Raw genomic sequence first — 20,238 nt, forward strand, 5'->3', positions numbered from 1 at the left:
GTCTCCGCAAGGCGAATTAAGGCAATTACAGTAAAGGCGCATACAGTAAAGACCTAGACAGTAAAGACAAAAACGGGGTGGACATGGCCACCCCGCTGGGCATAACAGTAAGCGCTGGAAAGCGTTGGAAGCGCTATTAGCTGCTGAGTTTCTTTTCCAGGTAGTGGATGTTGACGCCACCTTGACGGAAATAGCTATCGCGAACCAAATCTTTTTGTAAATCGATATTGGTTTTAATGCCTTCCACTAAGAGCTCATCAAGGGCATTGCGCATGCGCGTTAACGCTATTTCACGGTCTGCGCCCCAGGTGATCAGTTTGCCGATCAACGAGTCGTAGTGGGGCGGTACGGTGTAACCCGTGTAGAGGTGGGAGTCCATACGCACACCCAGGCCGCCCGGCGCGTGAAACAGCGTTACCTTGCCAGGGGAGGGCATAAAGGTACGCGAGTCTTCGGCATTGATCCGGCACTCGAAAGAGTGACCGTTGAGCTGCACGTCCTCCTGGCGAATCGAAAGTGGCAGACCCGAGGCGATACGTAGCTGCTCTTTAACAATATCCACGCCGGTAACCATTTCGGTGACCGGGTGCTCTACCTGAACGCGGGTATTCATCTCAATGAAGAAATACTCGCCGTCTTCGTACAAGAACTCAAAAGTGCCAGCGCCACGATAATTAATTTTAATACACGCCTGGCGGCATGCTTCAAGCACTTGGGCGCGGGCTTCTGGGTCCAGGCCTGGCGCGGGAGCTTCTTCAAGCACTTTTTGGTGACGGCGTTGCAGCGAGCAGTCGCGATCGTAAAGATGAATCGCGTTGCCCTGGCCATCGGCAAGTACCTGAACTTCGACGTGGCGCGGTTTTTCAAGGAATTTTTCCATGTAAACCGTACCGTCACCAAAAGCGGCGTGTGCTTCAGTGCGCGTCACCGTAATGGCAGAAAGCAGATGGCCTTCGGTGTGCACCACACGCATACCGCGACCACCACCGCCAGAGGCGGCCTTGATGATCACCGGGTAGCCGATGCGTTTTGCCGTGGCTAGGTTAGTCGCATCATCGTCGCCCAAGGGGCCGTCTGAACCCGGAACCGTAGGAACGCCCGCTTCCTTCATCGACTGGATCGCACTGACTTTATCGCCCATGAGGCGAATCGTCTCAGCGCGGGGGCCAATAAAGGTAAATCCTGAGCGCTCAACTTGCTCGGCAAAGTTGGCGTTTTCAGACAAAAAGCCGTAACCGGGGTGAATCGCGGTCGAATCAGTGACTTCTGCTGCACTAATAAGGGCCGGAATATTTAAGTAAGACTGCGCTGATGAGGCCGGTCCGATACACACGGCTTCATCTGCCAGGCGAACATGCATGAGTTCACGATCAGCTTTGGAGTGTACCGCTACGGTTTTAATGCCCAGTTCTTTACAGGCCCGTAGGATACGGAGGGCAATCTCGCCGCGGTTGGCGATAAGTACCTTGTCCAGCATGGGAGAGTCCACCCGTGTTGAAAATGAAGGATTAAGCGATGACGATCATGGGTTGATCGAATTCGACTGGCTCGCCGTCTTCCACCAGGATGGCTTCCACCACACCGTCGCGGTCAGCTTCAATCTGGTTCATCATTTTCATGGCTTCAATAATGCAAACGGTATCGCCCTGTTTGACGCTGTCACCGACTTCTACAAACGACTTGGCGCCTGGCGCCGGGCTGCGATAGAAAGTGCCGACCATGGGCGAGTTAATCGCTTCACCACGGTAGCTAACACCCTGAGGCTCAGCTTCAGCAGCAGGTGATGCTGCCGGAGCGGGAGCTGCTGGTGCATAGCCTGGGTGCTGCGCATATTGCGGCATCTGCTGTGGCTGCCAGGAAGCGCCATTAGGGTGGCGGCTGATACGAACTGACTCTTCGCCTTCCTGAATTTCAATCTCGCTAATATTAGACTCTTCGAGCAGCTCAATCAGTTTCTTAACTTTGCGGATATCCATGGCATAGCCCCATCAATGTCATAAAATAAGATTATGAAAAGGAGTTTCATAGCAAATACGGCCTTCAAGAGCGAGATGCTATGAAACTCTTATTTAAGCGCAGTAAACCAAATTTAAAAATGAAGAGAACGCTGCATGTTAGCGAACGTTACCCCGTTCTCACCCCTAAAAAAGGAATTTTTTAACTAATATGGGAGCGGAGTTTGCCGAAAAAGTGCCAGGATGTCCAGCGACAGGCTGAGCCAGTGCTCAAACTGCCGCTTAGCGTAGAATTAAACAACTGTTTAACGACATTCGCGTCAAAACGCTGCTTAACTGCCTCAGTACGCAGGTCACCAAAGGCGGGGATTAGCTATTGGCTAGCCACTGGCTAACGGATTCAAGGTGTTTATGCAGTTGGTCGGCGGTGACTTCACCTTGAATGCGCGCATCACGAATCTCTTCCCCTCGACTGAAAAACAGCAGGCTTGGAGGGCCGAAAAGATTGAACTGATCCAGCAGCTCACGACTCTGTGGGTCGGTTCGAGTCACATCTGCGGCAATTAACGTGTACCCCTCCAGTGCTGCTGAAACGCGCGGATCTGGATAGACATCGCGCTCCAGCAGCTTGCATGAAATGCACCAATCAGCGGTAAAGTGTACAAACGCCGGCTGATTAGTACTGTTCGCTTGAGCGATGGCCGCCTCAAGCGCTGTGAGGTTATCGACCTCAACGAAATCAAGTTGTTCCACCTGAGACTCGTTGGAACCCATCGAGGTGGCCGCAAGAGGACGCAGCGGGTTACTGCCGCCTTGCGCGGCACCATAGACCAGCAGGACGCCCCACGCCAGCAGTAAAATACCCAGCGTTTGTCGTGCTCGCGCCCACCCTTGTGGTTGATTGAAGTTCAGCGCCCCAAGGGCCAGCGCCGTGCCGATCGCGAGTGCTGCCCATAGAAGTAGTGCAATGGGCGCAGCGACTAAACGCTCGATCATCCAAATCGCCACACCCAGCAGTAACAAGCCAAAGGCGATTTTTACGCCATTCATCCAGGCGCCCGAACGGGGCAACAGGGTCGCGCCAAAAGTGCCCACTAAGAGCAGAGGGATGCCCATTCCAAGGCCCAGCGCAAACAGCACTGCACCGCCCATGACCGCATCGCCGGTCGAGGAGATAAACACCAGTGCACCGGCGAGTGGCGCGGTGACACAAGGCGACACTACCAGCACCGAAAGGGCGCCTGCCAGGGCCAAGCCCGCTGGCCCACTGCGCTGCGCGCGGGCTTGCCATGCATCAATACGGTTGGTCAAGCGGGGCGAAAGGTTGAGCGTGAAGGCCCCAAACATCGCCAGTGCAAACAGCGTGAAAAGAGTGGCGAAAGTGATGAGAACAGGTGCCGACTGTAAGCGCGCCTGAAGGTTGAGCCCAGCGCCAAAAAGCCCCATTAAGACACCGACCAGCGCGTAGGTCAGCGCCATGCCCAGCACATAGCTCAACGAGAGCACAAAGGCACGTGGCCGTGTGGGGTTCTGGCCCACAACGATTGAGGAGAGAATCGGAATCATTGGGAGGACGCAGGGCGTAAAGGTGAGACCTAGGCCAGCAATAAAAAACAGCCCCAGCGCTATTGGTAAGCTCGCTTCGCTAATTAACGTACTAAAGCGGCTATCCTCGCTTTGAGCTCCTGAGAAACCACTCTGTGATGTAGTGGTAGCGTTTTTGACCGGGTTCGTTTCACTCTCTTGCCAGTTCGCAAATTGACTGGGCGGCTCAGTCTCACTGGCCGGTAGGCTCAAGCGTTCCGGGGGGTAGCATAGCCCTGCATCTGCGCAGCCTTGAAAGGTTAGCTCAACCTCCAGTGGGCCTGAATAGGGTGCGCTCAGCGGCACTTCAAAGACTAATTGGTCGCGGAAGATATAAACATCGCCCATGAACTCGTCGTTGGTGAAGGTGCCTTCGGGGATGTTGGGTTCACCTAGCGTTGTACCCTCAGTCTGGCTGGATACCGCAAACTGGTGGCGATAAAGGTAGTACTCGTCTGCAATATCGACCCCAATATACAGCGTATCACCATCATGCCAAGCGGCGGGTTGGAAGGCCTCCATGACGGGTAAAAATTCATCTTGGTTACTAGACGATGAAAACCATTGGGCGTGCGCGCTTAGCGGTAACCAAACGAGGAAAAAAACAAGTAAGGGAAATAGGCTCAGGCGTTTAAGAGATAACACGGTGCGTCCTTAATCAATGGCAGCGCAAAGTAAGGCGAACAGCATACCGCATCCTTAAAACCCTGGGGCATACGCTGCGGTGACGTGACGCGCCCGTTAATTGTGCGTTAATCCTAGCAGCCTGTCGGACTTAACACTGATCTACTGCGAATCCCGGTATTTTGGCCAACTTTATTCGATCGATTTCGTTAAATAGCATGCTATTCGCCTCAATCGATCGATAAATTTGGCTCAAAATCCGTGCTTCTCGCGACGATCGGTCAAGCCCGACAGGCTGCTAGCAACATAAAAAAGGTCGCCCGGAGGCGACCTTTTCAAATTCACAGCAGCAACTTAAAAAACGGTTACGCTTTCTGGTAAGCGATAACGGATTTTTCAATGGCTTTGCGTGCAGCGTCAGCACCTTCCCATGACTCAACTTTTACCCATTTTCCTTTTTCGAGATCTTTGTAGTTCTCGAAGAAGTGGGCGATCTGTTGGCGCAGTAGCTCAGGCAGGTCGGTAACTTCATGAATATCGTCATAGAGCGAGCTTAGCTTTGCGTGAGGTACGCAAATCAATTTAGCGTCTTCACCCGCTTCGTCGGTCATGTTCAAAATACCTACCGGGCGAGCGCGAATGATGCTGCCAGGCTGAACCGGATGTGGAGTTACTACGAGGGCATCCAGCGCATCACCGTCGTCGGCGAGGGTGTGCGGAATAAAACCATAGTTAGCGGGGTAGAACATGGGGGTGGCCATAAAACGGTCAACGAGTAGCGCGCCCATGTCCTTATCAATTTCGTATTTGATCGGATCGTGGTTGGCAGGAATTTCGATCACCACATAAACGTCGTTGGGGAGATCCTTTCCAGCAGGGATATTATCGAAGTTCATCGTTGATTCCTTGGTAATGCTGTGGCTAGAGTCGTGCCGTGGTTAGGCAAATGTGTCAGAGTCGTTTATGGCGAAGAATTATACGAACATGGCTGCCCGATTACCAATGCGACATAGGTGGGTCGGTGTTTATTGTTTGTTTAAGGTTAACGTTAAGGCTTGAAACGCGGCGAACATAAAAGCGTGCTAATACGATAGAGACGTTTGTTGGGCATCGCTTCTGCTTCGCTGCGTGTATCATAGGCAGAGTTTATTGACAGTATTGGTTGACAGTGAAGTCCCTTGATCGAGTCGGCAACCTAGGAGGATGACTTGTCGCACGCCCAGTTGCTCATCAGTTATGGTCAAGCATTTGTCGCACCTGACCGGCGCCTGCACCGCAGTTCTATGTCAGTTCGTTTTCCAGAAGCGCCGCTGCTGCGCGCCAAAGGCGGCTGCGCGGTCATTAGCGACTCCATTTCACGCAATACGATGGCGAAACAGGCCGGTGACTTAAGCGTACGTGGTTTCCTGGCTGACTATTTTTCTACCCCTGATCACTGGGATGTCAAAACATCGGCGACGCGGGTGCTGCGCGCACTGAATAGCTGGTGTTATAGCCAAAGCCAGCATGTTAAAGAGGGCAGCTTCGTTTCTTCCATGTCGGTCATGGTGTTTCGTGGCCGTGAAGCTCATTTGTTTCATATGGGCGATACGCTGGTGTTTCGTTTGCGCGGCGCCGAGTTTGAGCAACTGAGCCGCGACCACGTAACCGACTTGGGCGGTTACCGCTATCCTTCTCGCGCGTTGGGTATGGATGGCAGTGTCGATATTGATTATACCCATATAGCGCTAAAGCAGGGCGACCTGTTCCTGTTCACCACCCAGGGCGTACGCGGCACGCTGCTGCCTTCAGACTATGTACGCTTGATCCGACAAGATGCCAGTGACCTGGACGCGGCCTGCGAGCGCCTCGCCGATGAGGCGAAGCAGCGCGCCCAGGATCGCGGCTATGGTGGTGATCAGTTCTGCTTTCAGCTAGTGCGTATCGACGAATTGCCTGAAGAGATAACAGAGCACCCTGGGCAGCTCTATGGCGATTTGCCAATTCCCCCAGAGTTGGCGCCAGGCGAGCGTTTAGACGGCCTGGAGATTCTCGCCGTGCTATCGCGCACTGCGCAGTCTCGGGTTTATCGTGTCCGCGATGTGCATAGCGAGCGGGAAATGGTAATGAAGGCCCCCAGCCCTGAGCTCTCATTGCGTAATGCCTATCTTGAGCACTTTCTACTCCAGCAGTGGGTCGTCGAACGCGTTAATTCGCCCTTTGTCGTGAAAGTGATGGAGCCTTCGCGCCCGCGTCGCTACCTCTATTATCTAATGCAGCATATTGAAGGTGAAACACTTCGCCAGTGGGCTGAACGCCATCCTCAAGCCAGCTTAACTCAGCGCCTGGATATTGCTAACCAGCTAGGTAAGGCCGTGCAGGCGCTGCATCACCGAGAAATAATTCATCAGCAGATCAATCCTGACAATATACTGATCGACCCACACGGCAAGCTCGTGCTTACCGATTTTAGTGCCTGCCATATGCGTGATGGCGAAGGGCATCGCCACTCAGGTGAGTTGCTGCGCCAGATTGGCTTTAATGAGCACACTGCTCCTGAGTATGCGTTGGGTGACAGCATAGGTCGGCGTAGTGACCAGTACTCGCTAGCCTCGACCACTTACTGGCTATTGACCGGTGCTTTGCCTTATACGCTAACGCCCAATCGCCTGCGCAGCCATACCGACCTTGAAGAGTTAACTTACCGCAGCGCTCGTACCACCAACCCTGAGATATCCCAGGAATTAGACGATGCTCTTCGCCGTGCTCTGGATCCTCAACGGGCGCTGAGGTTTAGACGGATGTCTGAATTTTTGCACGCATTGAGAATACCGCTCGGGCGGGGGGGCACACGCGAAGAGAGCCGTCAGGAACCGCGGCGTTTCTGGCAGGGAGTGGCCGGTATATTGCTGTTGTTGCTCGTGCTTTCCTGGCTACTACGTTAAACATAAGCAGTACAAAGCATGTAAAGAGCAAAGCATACAAAAAGGGGCGATGAAGTTATTCATCGCCCCTTTTGATAGCCCAAATGTTGATTTCGCTGTGTTAGCAGTTTATAGCGTAAAAGTAGGCAGCTTGCGTTCTGCTTTGGCTAGCTTGAGCTTGGCTACTTTGGGCAGACCGTTTTCGAACGGCGGGAAATCTTCGCCTTGAATGAGAGGGGAGAGATAGTCCCTGCACACTTGGGTAATGCCAAAGCCGTTGTCAGTGATAAAGTCGCGGGGCATAAATTTCTCTTTATTGGCCACCTGAGACAGCGGGGCGGAGATGACATCCCACTGGTAAGGTGACTGAGAGATGCGACGAATAGCAGGCATCATGGCGTTTTTACCCGCCAGCGCTAATGTTACTGCTTCGCGACCCACCGCATAGGCTTGTTCAACGTCGGTTTTTGAGGCTAAGTGGCGTGCCGCACGCTGTAGATAGTCGGCGACCGCCCAGTGGTACTTGTAGCCCAAATCCTGCTTGATCATGCCTGCAAGCGTTGGCGCCACGCCGCCCAGTTGGCGGTGACCAAACGCATCGGTATTGCCCGCATCGGCCAGGAAGGTGCCGTCTTCGTAGCGCGCACCCTCAGAGACCACAATAACGCAGTAGCCGTAATTCTTGACACACTCTTCAACCCGCGCCATCGCTGCTTTACGATTAAACGGCACCTCGGGGAAGATAATCATGTGCGGCGGCTCGCCTTCGGCTTCACCCGCTAAACCACCAGCAGCGGCGATCCATCCCGCGTGGCGGCCCATTACCTCAAGCACAAACACTTTGGTCGAAGTGGCGCACATGGACGCGATATCCAACGATGCTTCCAGCGTGGAGGTCGCAATGTATTTGGCAACGCTACCAAAGCCTGGGCTGTTATCGGTAATCGGCAGGTCGTTATCGACGGTTTTCGGTACGTGGATAGCGGTGAGCGGATAGCCAAGCTTTTCGGAAAGCTGAGAAACTTTTAAGCAGGTGTCGGCGCTATCACCGCCGCCGTTGTAAAAGAAGTAACGAATATCGTGCGCTTTAAAGACTTCGATCAAACGCTCGTACTGGGCGCGGTGAGTATCAATGTCTTTAAGCTTATAGCGGCAAGAGCCAAAAGCGCCGCCTGGTGTATGACGCAGGGCTGCAATCGCTTCATCACTCTCTTGCGTAACGTCGATAAGGTCTTCCGTTAACGCCCCGATAATGCCGTTATGACCGGCGTAAACCTTGCCAATTTGATCGGGTGCCTGACGGCAGGCTTCGATAACGCCGCAGGCGCTGGCGTTGATTACGGCGGTGACGCCACCGGATTGGGCGTAAAAGGCATTATGCTGGGCCATGGAAATGTCTCATCTCCTGAAAACGGATAGGTTTAATCGAAATAGTTATCCACCGACAAGTACGTGCTACCGGGAATTGTCGGTGCTAAACCGCATTGCTGTAATGCGGCAAAGTTTAGCGTAAAGCTTGATTTTCTGCATTAGTAGCTCTCTGCATGAATGGCTCTCTGTACAAGAGTCTGCATTGGCACATCGCAAGCGTTGAGCCGCTAATAGTAGGGCTAATCAATGCCATCCATTTCCTGTTCGCGTTGGGCAAGCTGCCAGCCACCCAAATCTTTATAACGATTCACCATGGCGCAAAATAGCTCTGCCGTACGCTCGGTATCATAACGGGCGGAGTGGGCAGCTTTGTTGTCAAACTCAATCCCCGCGGCACGACAAGCCCTGGCAAGCACCGTCTGGCCATAAATCAAACCTGCCAGCGTGGCGGTATCAAAGCTTGAGAACGGGTGAAAAGGGTTGCGCTTAATACCACAGCGATTAACCGCTGCGTTCAAGAAGCCCTGATCAAACGCCGCATTATGGCCGACTAAGATAGCGCGCGTGCAGTCATGGGCTTTGATCGATTTTCGGATGGGGCGAAAAATTTCACCGAGAGCTTCCGCTTCGCTCAGCGCAACCTGCTGGCGAAGCGGATCGTCCAGGTTAATACCGGTAAAATCGAGTGCCGACTGCTCCACGTTCGCCCCTTCAAAGGGTTGAATATGGTAGGCGTAGGTAGCATCAGGAAGCAGATTTCCTTCCGGATCCATGGTCAACGTAACGGCGGCAATCTCCAGTACGGCGTCGCCTTGGGCATTGAATCCCCCGGTCTCTAAATCAACGACCACTGGCAGGTAACTGCGAAAACGTTGGGCCATTAATTCGCGGGCAATTGCCTCGCTCATGCAGCTCTCCTTATGTTCAAGCGAGTAATAGTCTTCAAGCGAGTATTAGTAAAGCGGACAATATTAGCGGCAAGCCACCGCTTAGAGTGGTGTGATTCTAGCAGCTTTACCCCCCAGGCGTCGTTGACGGTATTCGCTGGGCATTGAGAACGCTATACTCAGGGTCTGTTTAAAAGATTTATCGCACAAGCCGAGCGCAAATGGCGAATGCGGTTTTTTATTAATGAATTTCTTATGGTCAACGAGGAGCAAAGAATGTCCGATGTCAAAAAGGTTGTGCTGGCATATTCAGGCGGCCTGGACACATCCGTAATCGTTAAGTGGTTGCAAGAAACCTACAACTGCGAGGTAGTGACTTTTACTGCCGACATCGGTCAGGGCGAAGAAGTTGAGCCAGCCCGTACCAAGGCGCAAGCCCTTGGTGTAAAAGAAATTTACATTGAAGACCTGCGCGAAGAGTTTGTTCGTGATTACGTCTACCCGATGTTCCGCGCTAACACTATCTATGAAGGTGAGTACCTGCTCGGTACCTCCATCGCTCGGCCATTGATCGCCAAGCGGTTGATCGAGATTGCCAATGAAACCGGCGCCGATGCTATTTCTCACGGCGCTACGGGTAAAGGTAATGACCAGGTTCGCTTTGAACTGGGTGGCTATGCCCTTAAGCCCGGCGTGAAAGTCATCGCCCCTTGGCGTGAGTGGGACCTAACCTCTCGCGAAAAGCTAATGGCGTATTGCGAAGAGCATAAAATCCCGGTCGATTTTGCTAATAAAAAGAAAAAATCGCCGTACTCCATGGATGCCAACCTGCTGCACATCTCCTACGAGGGCGGCATTTTGGAAGATCCTTGGGCCGAAGCAGAAGATGACATGTGGCGCTGGAGCGTTTCTCCTGAAGCCGCACCCGATACGCCTACCTACGTTGAACTGACGTATGAAAAAGGCGATATCGTAGCCTTAGACGGCGAGCCGTTGAAGGCGCATGAAGTACTGGAAAAACTCAACAAGCTCGGCGGTGATAACGGTATCGGTCGCCTGGATATCGTTGAAAACCGCTATGTGGGCATGAAGTCACGTGGCTGTTATGAAACGCCAGGGGGCACCATTATGTTGCGTGCTCACCGTGCGATTGAGTCGCTAACGCTAGACCGTGAAGAAGCTCACCTGAAAGATCAGCTGATGCCGAAATACGCGGAAGTGATCTACAACGGTTACTGGTGGAGCCCAGAGCGTCGCATGCTCCAGGCGGCCATTGACGAGACCCAAAAGAATGTATCCGGGGTCGTGCGTATGAAGCTCTATAAAGGCAACGCAACGGTTGTTGGTCGTAAATCCGATGAGTCGCTCTTTGATGAGTCAATTGCTACCTTTGAAGATGACGCGGGCGCTTACAACCAGAAAGATGCAGAGGGCTTTATCAAGCTGAATGCTCTTCGCTTGCGTATCGCTGCTGGCAAAGGCCGTAAGCAAAGCTAGTAAAACCTAGCTGATTATAAAAGCGCATATCTTGTTAGGGCGGCAGCTAATGGCTGCCGCTCGGCATATTGAGGAGCCACTATGTTAAAAAAATTATTATCCGGACTCTTTGGTAGTGATCGTCAAGCTGCGCCTGGCGCTACCACCAAAGCTGCTGATGCTGTGGAATACAAAGGCTATGAGATCGTATCTCAGCCGGACGATCAAAGCGGCCAGTACCGCGTTAGCGGTTGGATCCGTAAGGCTGATGCCAGCGGTGAAACCCTTGAGCACCGTTTTGAGCGTTCCGATATGCTGCCAGGACGCGAAGCGTGTGATGCCATGATGGTCACCAAAGCGAAGCGCTATATCGATGAAGTAGGGGAGGCCATGTTCGAGCCTGACCCACGGCGTGCTGGCGACAGCGTCTAGTAAAGCCGACATACACGTAAGCAAAGGAGAGGCGTATGCGCGTGGTACACCAAGCCTCGCCCTGGCGCGCCTTATTTAATGAGCATGGAGGTTTAAATACCGTCGCGCTCGACGCACCTCTGCAGGATCTCTTCTCTAAACGCTCCCTACCCCACGCTTCCATTGCTGAAGCCTATGCATGGCAACTCTCTTTGGTTGAAACGCTAGTACATTACGATTTACCCGCATGGCGTATTAGCCAAATTATTAGTGACCATAATGCCTGGCTATATCAACGAGCAATTGCCCAATCGCTCGATGAGCTGCAGGCGCAAGGTTGGGGCGCACCGCCGGTCGATTACTGCGTATTGATGTTAGGGTCAGCGGCACGCTATGAGAGCCTGCTCGGCCCCGATCAAGATAATGCACTGATTATCGGTGATTATCCGGACCATCGGCACGTTGAGATTGACGGCTACTTTCAAGCCCTGGGCGAGCGGTTTACTCAGCGCCTGGATGACGCCGGTATTCCCCTCTGCCAGGGCCATGTGATGGCGCGCTGGCCGATGTGGCGCAAGCGGATAAGCGAGTGGCACGCGCAGCTCGAAATCTGGACTGCTGATCGGCAGGTGAAGCGGGTACAGCAGACCAATATCTTGCTCGATTTTTCCCCCATCGCGGGTAACTCTGCGCTTGCAGAGCAACTGGACGTGAGTATCGCTTCAATACTCCCAAAAGCGTCGCTGTTTATGGATGAAATGGCCGCGCTGCTGAATGAGCTGCCGGTAGCGCTGGACCGTTTTGGTCGGCTCGTTTCCAGTCCGCATCTTGATGCCCCGCACGACCACGCCCTTAATCTTAAACATCAAGGCTTAATGCCGTTGATCAGTGCCGCGCGTTTACTCTGCGTTCGGCACGGCCTGCGTGAAATATCGACTCGGGAGCGCTTGATCGCGCTCAGTCACATGGCGAATGTACTGACGGTGACACAATCCGACATGTTGTTGGCCATATTTGAGCGATTCCAGCAGCGGTTGTTGGATCAACAGCGGGTTAACAAAAGCGCTGGCCAAGCCGCTGACGGCTGGGTTGACCTGCGCCGCCTGCGCGAAGACGAGCGTCTCCTGCTGAAGTTTGACCTGCAGCAGATTAGAGCATTCGTTCAGCGCGTGAGAAGTGCCTAGCGGATAGTTCTTAGCGGATAGTTCTTAGTTGAAAGATCTTAGCGGAATAGCATTAAGTGTGAGCCTCATCCGGTGCCGCGGGGAGCTCCAGTGTTAAGCATGCACCGCCAAGCGTTTTGGCATCCTCAACCCAGAGACGTCCCCCAAGATGGGCGATAATCCCACGGCTAATGGGTAGTCCCAAGCCACTCCCTCTGGGGCGCCCCCTTGGAATATCATCGTCCTGCTGTATCTGATGAAATTTTTCAAACACTCGCTCACGCTCATCCGCGCTAATACCGGCTCCGTTATCCTCCACGCTTAAACGGAAATGGCGGCGATGGCGGTAAAGCGATAGGCGCACTTTAGGCTGGTGTCGATCGGCAAACTTACTAGCGTTATCCAGTAGGTTAATAATCACCTGTTCTAAACGATCATGGTCGCCAACCACCATCGCCGGATCAGCGTCCAAATGAACCGCAAGCTGGATACCACGTTCTTGATGCAATTGCGCGATGGCGTCAATACTGTGTCGGATGAGAGCGGCAAGATCCAGGGGGACCGGGTTAAGCGTTAAACGACCGCTTTCCAGCCGGGCAAGGTCTAAAATTTCTTCAATTAAGCGCGATAACCGTTGGCTTTCGTGAACGATGACACCCAGGAAATGCTGGCGCTTTTCATCGGGTAGTTGGCCACTGTCGCGCAAAATTTCGGCAAAGGCGCGGATAGAGGTTAGCGGCGTACGGAGCTCATGACTGACCATGGCGACAAACTCGTCTTTTAAACGATCCAGCTCGCGTAGCCGTTCATTCGCGCTGCGTAACTCTTCGCCAATTTGGACTAACTCTTGCGACGTCTGCTCTAAGCGGCGGTTGTACTCCAGGGTTTGTGAGGTGGTATCGAGAATGCTGAGAATTGACTCAATATCCAGCGCCTCACCGCGAACCACTGAATTGATCAATACACGCGCTGAAGAGCTACCCAATGCCCCCGCCAATGCCTGCTCAGCACGCGTAATCAACTCGGCGGAAGCGGGTTCGTCTGCTACAAATGTGTTTTTGGTACTGCTATAGCTGAACACTCGACGGGTAGTCTGGGGCCCGAGGTAGCGAACCAACAGCTCTTTAAGTGCCCCCTGGGTGGTTTGCCCGCGCCATAGTGTTGAAGATAGTGAGGTGGTTTGTAGATTGGGATGCATCGCTTCGGTGAACAGCGCCGCCTGGGTTTGTTCCAGCGGCGTTGGCCGGGTAAATAGCGAAACTCCCACCAATAACCCCACGTTGGCCAACATACTCCATAGCAGCGAATGGGTATAAATATCCCAATTTTCGAGTCCGAATAAGCCGTAAGGAGTGAGCCAGCCGATACCCCACGGCCCCTCGGTAAGCAGCGCTGCATCCAGCCAACCGGATTGGGCAAACCCTGGCAGCAGTAGCGTATAACACCAGATTAAGAATCCGGTAATTAAGCCAGCCGTGGCACCTTGGCGAGTAGCGCCGCGCCAGTAAAGGCCAATCAACAGGGCGGGGGCAAACTGCGCTGCTCCTGCAAACGAGACCAGTCCAATAGTGACAAGGCTATAGGAGTCACCAATTAACGCGTGGTAGAGATAGCCGAGCAGCAAAATAAGCACGATAGCGACCCGGCGAATACCCAGTAGCCAACCAGCAAGCTCGCCTTTAGTGCTTAGGTGCAGCCGCCGCGAGCGCAGCAGCAGGGGCATCACCAGTTGGTTACTGACCATGGTAGAGAGCGCGATGGTCTCGACGATCACCATGCCGGTGGCTGCTGAAAGACCACCAATAAAGACCAGTAGCGGTAGCCCTTCAAGTCCCGCTGAGAGTGGCAGCGTCAGCACAAAGCTATCGGGGTCGCCAGCGCTTGTGCCTAACAGCAGGCCCGCCAGGGCGATGGGAATCACGAACAGGTTAATCAGCAGCATATAGAGAGGAAATAGCCAGCTTGCTCTGGCTAAGTGCTGCTCATCAACATTCTCCACTACCAGCACCTGAAACTGGCGAGGCAGGGTTAAAAAGGCCAGGAAGGCGAGCACCAACATACCCACCCAGCCGGTGGCGCCACCGGGAGCGCTGTCCAACCGCATGCTATCCACGAGCGCTGGCGTGGCCGCTACCTGCTCAAACAGCGCAGCGGGCCCTTCAAACATCACAAAGACCACGAACACACCGACGGCCATAAAGGCGACCAGCTTCACCAGGGATTCCAGCGCAATGGCAGCCACCATGCCCTCGTGGCGTTCACTGGCATCCAGGTGGCGGGTGCCAAATAAAATAATAAACACCGCCAGCACCAGAGCGACCCAGAGCGACTTATCCATCCAGAAGTGTTCATCCACCAGCGTGGTGTCGGCTGCTTGTGGGTAGTTGATAAGCACCGCATGGCTAACGGTGATGGCTTTTAATTGCAGGGCAATATAGGGCGTGATGCTGATCAGGGCCATTAAGGCGACCAGTGCCCCTAAGCTGGTGCTTTTGCCGTAGCGGGCACTGATAAAATCGGCAATGGAGGTGATGCGCTGCCTGGCAGCGATACGCACCATCTTGCGAACCACGAACGGCGACAGCAGCATGGCGAGTGTGGGCCCAAGATAGATAAGTAAAAAACTTGGGCCATACTCCGCGGCTCGCCCAACGCTGCCATAGAACGTCCAGGCAGTGCAGTAAACCGCAATGGAGAGGGCATAAACCGTAGGTGAGCCGATCAGGGATCTGCCTTGTTCGGCCCGCCGGTCGCCCCAGGCGGCGACCACAAACAGCAATGCTAAATAGCCAAATGCAGTACCAAGGATGACAGCGTCAGTGCGCATAATCAGCGGTCCGCACGGTGTTCCATGAGCCAGGCAGTTAAGGCGATGACCACTGCCCAAGCGCAAAACAGATAGAGCGGTAGCCAGCCCACATTAAAAGAAGGCAGGTTGTCTACCACAATAACCAGGGGTGGGCAGAACAGTAGTAAGGCAATGGTAACCAAGGCCATTAAGCGTTCGGTTTTACGCGATTTCATGCCTGTCTTTTTCATGAGACTGAGTTCTTCATATAACTGAGCTTTTCATTAGGCACTGGCATCCTGTCGGTCAAAGGCATTGGCTTGCAGCGCGAGCAGTTGCTCCAGGGTATCAACGCCCCGCGCCTCCAGGCGTGGCAGAAGCGCAAGCCATAGCTCTGCGGTTACCCGGGCATCACCTAATGCAGTGTGGCGGGTGCCGGGGGGGAATGCCAGATCGTAACGCTGGGCAAGGCTGTCCAGGTCATGCCCGTCCAAGGCTTCGTCCAGCGCCCGAGAAATCAGCAGGGTGTCGATGACAGGGATATCAAACACGACGCCTTTATGACTAATGGCGAGCAGATCAAACGCGGCGTTATGGGCAAGCAGTACGGCTTCACCTACAAATTCACGAAAGCGGGTAAGCACAATATTCAGCGGCGGTGCGCCCATCACATCGGCATCGGTGAGGCCATGAATGGCTGTACTGGCGGCGGGGATGGGCCGCTGGGGATCGACTTTTTGATCGAAGGCTTCGCTTGCCAGCAGGCGCGCGTTGACCACGCGACAGGCACCCAGACTGATCACCGTATCGCCCCGGCGTAGCTCTAAGCCGGTGGTTTCAGTATCAAACGCGACTACTTCTAAGCTGCGCAGTGAGCGGCTGGCGAGCGCTTCGTCCGGTGGAGGGAGGTCGGCAATGCCAAAATCATGAAATTCAGGCCGCGGCGGCGCAGTTTCCCGTGGGGCACCGACGCGCTCAATGGCGGGAAGCGGCAGGCGCAGGCGGGCATGCACGCCGTCATCGTCGGCAAGGCTCCAGATTTCGCTGGCGTGTTGGCGCAGTACATCGGCAACGCTGGGTGTCAGCGGTAGCGAGTTGAGCGGCTGCTGGCGCCACTCGGCCAGTTCATGCTCGGGGATCGCTTTGCCGCGCCAAATAAGATCCAGATAAACACGTTTATTGCCCAGGCATATCTCCCCTTCAAAGCCACTTTCGGGAAGGTGGGTATTAAGGTGTTTCACTAAAGAGTCAAACAGTGCAATGAGTGCGGGGGCATCGCCCTTAAACCAGGCCGGCATGCCCACCGGAGTGATTAAGCGGTGAGCCGGATCAAGGCGTTCATCCAGGGCTTGCCAGAAGTCATTGGACCACATCGGCGTTAAGCGCTCGCCTTGATGCTGCATATCATCGAGCAGTTGGCCGATTTTAGCCACGTTATCGCCGAGTGTGACGCCCTCCTCGTGAATGACACGCTCAAACCGCTGGCGCAATAATGACGTGCTGGCGTCGTTCTGATGGCGTAATTGGATCAGCGCATCGGCGGCGCTGGTTAGGCTGGCGGTGTGCTGGCGCAGCGGTGTCAGCATGTCGGCCAATTCGGCTCTCACGCCCATTTCATTCGACCACGACGCCGTTGCATCACCAAAGGTTAGCAGTGTCTCGCCATCGCTACCCGGCACGCGGCGCAGAATAACTTTTAGCCAGCGGTTATCGCACGGGGCGAGTAGCTCTCGCGGGGAGCCGTCGTTAGGCAGTTGGCTGAGTGCTTGCTGCAAACTTGCAACAGGCAGTAGCGCTTCAAGGCGCTTGCCTAAACCTAGCCCGGTATTGCCCACAAAGAAGTCTTCTGCTGCTTGGTTAAACAGCATCACACGACGGTGGTGGTCACATAGCAGCAGGGGGGTTTCCAGCACTTGCAGCAGTGTTTCCAGCTCCTGACGAATGCGCGCCGCGCTGCGTGCGCCGTCGGCGTGAGCGGTAGCGAGGCGGCTGCGATCCTCGCGCCAGCTTTCGCGCACACGGCGTAAATCTGGCCCCAGCCCTTTTAGCCAACCTTCAGGTGGGTGTTCGTCCCGGGCGTCGGGGTTGGCAACCAAGCGCGCCAACTGCACCTGTAAATGGCGTAGCGGCGTAAACAGCATGCGTTCAAGCAACAAGCCAACCAAAAAGATCGTCGCGCCGCCAGAAAAACTGCCTAACCATAGCGCCATTCGCGTGACGCCTGTAGGCGCGAGCTGGGCATCCAGCCAGGCGGCAAAAATGGCACCACCCAGTAAGCTGATGCCGCTTAGCGAGAGCCATAGGCCAATCAGGCGCTGGCGTTTGGGCAGTCCGCCTCGTGTCATGGCTGCTCCTCAATGAGCAGCGCTTTAACTTTTTCCACTAATGATTGGGTCGAAAAAGGTTTGGTAATATAGTCATCAGCGCCCAGCGCCATGCCTTTTTCACGCTCTACATCGCGGCCGTGAGCGGTGAGCATAATAATCGGTAGGTGGGCGGTAGCTTCTTGGCCCCGTAGCCGCTCTAACACATCAAAACCGCTAATGCCCGGCAGGCTAATATCGAGCAGCAGTAGATCTGGCTGGGTATCGTCAACCCGCGCTAGGGCCTGCTCACCATCCTCGGCGGTGACTACCTCGAAGCCTGCTTGTTCCATCAAGAACTCAAGCGATAGAACAATGTTGGGTTCGTCATCGACGACGAGCACTTTGGCCATGGGATACTCCTGCTTCTATTTGTTTTAGCGATGCATGCTTGCAGTCTAGATAGATCGAGACAGTCAGCCAAGACGACCTTGGCCGAATGCGCTGGCACTGAAAGCGCCAGCAGCGAGCAAACGCGCTTGGTTTGATACACTGCTTAGCCCTGTGCCATGGCTTATAAAGTGCATGTTTTAAAGGGCTATGGCTTACCACTGATCTGCTTGCTAAGGCTGTCAATGCGCGTACTTCTGTTATCTGCCTATGAAGCGGTGAGTCATCGCTATTGGGCACAAAGTTTAATGACGCAGCTTGACGACGTGTCGTGGACGCTTTTAGCTTTGCCACCACGCCACTTTGCCTGGCGTATTCGTGGCAACCCCTTGAGTTGGATGCTAAAAGAGCATGACACCTTGAGCCAATCATTTGATGTGGTGCTAGCTACATCAATGGTTGATCTGGCAACCCTGATCGGGTTGTTTCCGCATCTAGGCCGAGCAAAAAAGGTGGTTTACTTTCATGAGAATCAGTTTGCCTACCCGGAATCGAGCGATCAGATACCGCAAGTAGAGGCCAAGATGGTCAACCTTTACACCGCGCTAGCAGCGGATAGCGTGGTATTTAATAGCGCTTACAACCGCGACTCCTTTATTGATGGCGCGCGGACTTTCTTGAAAAAAATGCCGGAAAATCTTCCTGCTGCTAAACCATTGGAAGCGCTGCGCGAGCGGGCCAAGGTATTGCCAGTGCCCATTGCCAGCCGAGCAGAGGCTTATCAGCCGAGGCTACCTCATCGTATTGTCTGGAATCACCGCTGGGAGCATGACAAGAACCCGGAGGACTTCTTCGCCGTGCTGTTTGCCTTAAGCGATGCCGGGGTGGCGTTTAAACTGGCGGTACTAGGTCAGCGCTTTCGCCAAGCACCGGCTATTTTTGAGCAGGCGGAGCAGCGCCTAGCCAAGCATATTATCGCCTGGGGGCCGCAGCCAGAGACGGCGTATCGCGAGCTGCTGGATAGCGCTGGTATTGTCGTCTCGACCACCTGGCACGAGTTTCAGGGCCTGGCGATTATGGAAGCTGCCCAGCGTGGGGCGCTGCCATTAGTGCCGGATCGGCTCTGTTTTCCTGCGCTTTATCCTGCTGCCTATCGCTATGACGGCACCCGGGAAGGGCTTTACGCAGGACTCTATGATTGGCTAACTGACCCCGCTAGTCGTCCTGAGCCCCTTGATACGACCGCTTGGGAGTGGCCCGCTTGGCATGCTGCATACCGCCAGCTATTAACGGTTGAGGGGGTAAGCTAGTCTAGCCGGTCTAAGCGTCGCGTTGGCCAGTGCACCACGGCTGTATGGCGGCGCATCTTTTGCGCAAGCTTAGGGTGCTCTCGGCGAATGACCTGCTCTGCAAAATCCGATAAGAAGTGTGATTTAAGCTCTGCTCGGGCGCGATCAACACCGCTATGCTGGTAGGGCGTCGACGCCAGCAGCATAAAGCCATCGTCGGGAATCCGCCCTGCGCGCATATTGGTATCAATGATAGTGGCCGCAGTGCCAATGGGGACTGCTAAGTCAGGCCCGTAGGGGCCGATGATCAACGCGGTGTTGGGCAGGTGCAAAAAATCAAAGCCTCGGCCAATACATATCACCCATTCGCGGTGCTCGATATCCAGCTCTCGTTCCACACCTTGCAGTTCACTAACGTGGGCGAGGTTACCTTCTAGCAGGGGGAGTAAATCCCGCTGCATGTCGTGGGGCATGTCTGGGCAAATGGCATTGAGTTGGCTACTCAGCGCTTCGGGGGCGTGCCCAACCCACTCACTTACATCAAGGGCGGCACCTTCGTACCCATGAATAATCAGTGCATCGCTGTCAGTTTCAAAACCGCACACCAGCGGGTAAACCTGCTGGTGGTCTTGGCCAAATAGCTTGCCCGCCTGCTCGGCAATAGCGTAGGCGTGGGCTTTGGCTGCTTCGGTGTCGCAGTTAAAACCGGCGCAGCCACGGGCTGAATTGCCGCGGGAAAAATGATAGGTAATCAACATTAGCGTCCCACGACCCGCCTGAGCTGCATCGATAACGGTGTCCGTCAGCAGCTCCCCCAAATAGGGCCAGCCCAGATCAAAAATGCCGCCCAGGTTGCGAAACGGGGTAATGATTCCTAACGGTGTGCGCGTGGCGTGAGGAATGTGAATCCGCCCATCCATGCACTTCATCACTACAATAGAGGTGGGGTGCTGGGCCATATAGCGTTGCCGCGCTAGCCATGCCCCAGGGCTACAGAAGTGCTCGGCGTGTTGTCGTGACAAATCCAAGAGCGCATCAATACGCCGCTCAATGGGCTGATCATGCAGAAGCGTTGCTGGGGTAGGCATGGAGGG

The 20,238-nt window shown here is 54.3% G+C and carries 16 protein-coding genes; 5 read left to right on the forward strand and 11 right to left on the reverse strand.

The annotated features are described in order from the left end of the window. Nucleotides 1-136: 136 nt before the first annotated feature. The 4 genes from accC to ppa all read right to left on the reverse strand — a co-directional run bounded on the left by accC (nt 137) and on the right by ppa (nt 5,059). The gene (accC, locus tag MLE19_RS03950; protein WP_240716754.1) at nt 137-1,477 is read right to left on the reverse strand and encodes an acetyl-CoA carboxylase biotin carboxylase subunit; all 1,341 of its coding nucleotides are present in this window, start codon (nt 1,475-1,477) and stop codon (nt 137-139) included. 31 nt (nt 1,478-1,508) lie between these two features. After that, the gene (gene accB / locus MLE19_RS03955; protein WP_240716755.1) at nt 1,509-1,976 is read right to left on the reverse strand and encodes an acetyl-CoA carboxylase biotin carboxyl carrier protein; all 468 of its coding nucleotides are present in this window, start codon (nt 1,974-1,976) and stop codon (nt 1,509-1,511) included. 348 nt (nt 1,977-2,324) lie between these two features. Next, nucleotides 2,325-4,184, reverse strand: a complete 1,860-nt coding sequence (gene dsbD / locus MLE19_RS03960; protein ID WP_240716756.1) for a protein-disulfide reductase DsbD — start codon at nt 4,182-4,184, stop codon at nt 2,325-2,327. 344 nt (nt 4,185-4,528) lie between these two features. Next, nucleotides 4,529-5,059, reverse strand: a complete 531-nt coding sequence (gene ppa / locus MLE19_RS03965; protein WP_180091776.1) for an inorganic diphosphatase — start codon at nt 5,057-5,059, stop codon at nt 4,529-4,531. A 312-nt stretch (nt 5,060-5,371) separates the two neighbouring features. Here ppa and MLE19_RS03970 point away from each other — a divergent pair, with 312 nt between their 5' ends. Next, the gene (locus tag MLE19_RS03970) at nt 5,372-7,087 is read left to right on the forward strand and encodes a bifunctional protein-serine/threonine kinase/phosphatase (protein ID WP_240716757.1); all 1,716 of its coding nucleotides are present in this window, start codon (nt 5,372-5,374) and stop codon (nt 7,085-7,087) included. A 108-nt stretch (nt 7,088-7,195) separates the two neighbouring features. On the opposite strand, the gene MLE19_RS03975 is transcribed toward MLE19_RS03970, so the two are convergent. Together MLE19_RS03975 and rnt are read right to left on the reverse strand one after the other, a co-directional pair. Continuing rightward, the gene (locus tag MLE19_RS03975; RefSeq protein WP_240716758.1) at nt 7,196-8,455 is read right to left on the reverse strand and encodes a 6-phosphofructokinase; all 1,260 of its coding nucleotides are present in this window, start codon (nt 8,453-8,455) and stop codon (nt 7,196-7,198) included. A 221-nt stretch (nt 8,456-8,676) separates the two neighbouring features. Beyond that, entirely contained in the window at nt 8,677-9,345 is a 669-nt protein-coding gene (gene rnt / locus MLE19_RS03980; RefSeq protein WP_240716759.1) for a ribonuclease T, read from the reverse strand. A 255-nt stretch (nt 9,346-9,600) separates the two neighbouring features. On the opposite strand from rnt, the gene MLE19_RS03985 reads away from it, so the two are divergent. The 3 genes from MLE19_RS03985 to MLE19_RS03995 all read left to right on the forward strand — a co-directional run bounded on the left by MLE19_RS03985 (nt 9,601) and on the right by MLE19_RS03995 (nt 12,395). Next, nucleotides 9,601-10,821, forward strand: coding sequence for an argininosuccinate synthase (locus MLE19_RS03985; protein WP_240716760.1), 1,221 nt, complete (start codon nt 9,601-9,603; stop codon nt 10,819-10,821). Between the two features lie 81 nt (nt 10,822-10,902). Beyond that, nucleotides 10,903-11,232 (forward strand): HlyU family transcriptional regulator, encoded by a 330-nt coding sequence (locus MLE19_RS03990; protein WP_240716761.1) that lies wholly within the window; start codon nt 10,903-10,905, stop codon nt 11,230-11,232. A gap of 35 nt (nt 11,233-11,267) precedes the next feature. Continuing rightward, nucleotides 11,268-12,395 (forward strand): DUF294 nucleotidyltransferase-like domain-containing protein, encoded by a 1,128-nt coding sequence (locus MLE19_RS03995; RefSeq protein ID WP_240716762.1) that lies wholly within the window; start codon nt 11,268-11,270, stop codon nt 12,393-12,395. A 52-nt stretch (nt 12,396-12,447) separates the two neighbouring features. Here MLE19_RS03995 and MLE19_RS04000 read toward each other — a convergent pair whose 3' ends face one another. Genes MLE19_RS04000 through MLE19_RS04015 form a run of 4 tightly spaced genes read right to left on the reverse strand, consistent with a single transcriptional unit; the run spans nt 12,448 to nt 17,878 of the window. After that, entirely contained in the window at nt 12,448-15,201 is a 2,754-nt protein-coding gene (locus tag MLE19_RS04000) for a sensor histidine kinase (RefSeq protein ID WP_240716763.1), read from the reverse strand. 2 nt (nt 15,202-15,203) lie between these two features. Then, complete coding sequence (locus MLE19_RS04005; RefSeq protein ID WP_240716764.1) at nt 15,204-15,413, reverse strand: hypothetical protein; 210 nt, start codon at nt 15,411-15,413, stop codon at nt 15,204-15,206. A gap of 33 nt (nt 15,414-15,446) precedes the next feature. Next, nucleotides 15,447-17,507 carry a 3'-5' exonuclease gene (locus MLE19_RS04010; protein WP_240716765.1) on the reverse strand — a complete coding sequence of 687 codons (2,061 nt, stop codon included), beginning with the start codon at nt 17,505-17,507 and terminating at the stop codon, nt 15,447-15,449. Further along, complete coding sequence (locus MLE19_RS04015) at nt 17,504-17,878, reverse strand: response regulator transcription factor (protein ID WP_240716766.1); 375 nt, start codon at nt 17,876-17,878, stop codon at nt 17,504-17,506. The genes MLE19_RS04010 and MLE19_RS04015 overlap by 4 nt, the downstream gene beginning before the upstream one ends. 222 nt (nt 17,879-18,100) lie before the next feature. On the opposite strand from MLE19_RS04015, the gene MLE19_RS04020 reads away from it, so the two are divergent. After that, entirely contained in the window at nt 18,101-19,165 is a 1,065-nt protein-coding gene (locus MLE19_RS04020; RefSeq protein ID WP_240716767.1) for a tRNA-queuosine alpha-mannosyltransferase domain-containing protein, read from the forward strand. Here MLE19_RS04020 and MLE19_RS04025 read toward each other — a convergent pair. After that, nucleotides 19,162-20,232 (reverse strand): carboxysome shell carbonic anhydrase, encoded by a 1,071-nt coding sequence (locus MLE19_RS04025; protein ID WP_240716768.1) that lies wholly within the window; start codon nt 20,230-20,232, stop codon nt 19,162-19,164. The two genes, MLE19_RS04020 and MLE19_RS04025, sit on opposite strands and share 4 nt — an antisense overlap. Nucleotides 20,233-20,238 lie beyond the last annotated feature (6 nt).

Source organism: Vreelandella neptunia (assembly GCF_022489065.1).
Taxonomy (GTDB): Bacteria; Pseudomonadota; Gammaproteobacteria; order Pseudomonadales; family Halomonadaceae; genus Vreelandella; species Vreelandella neptunia_A.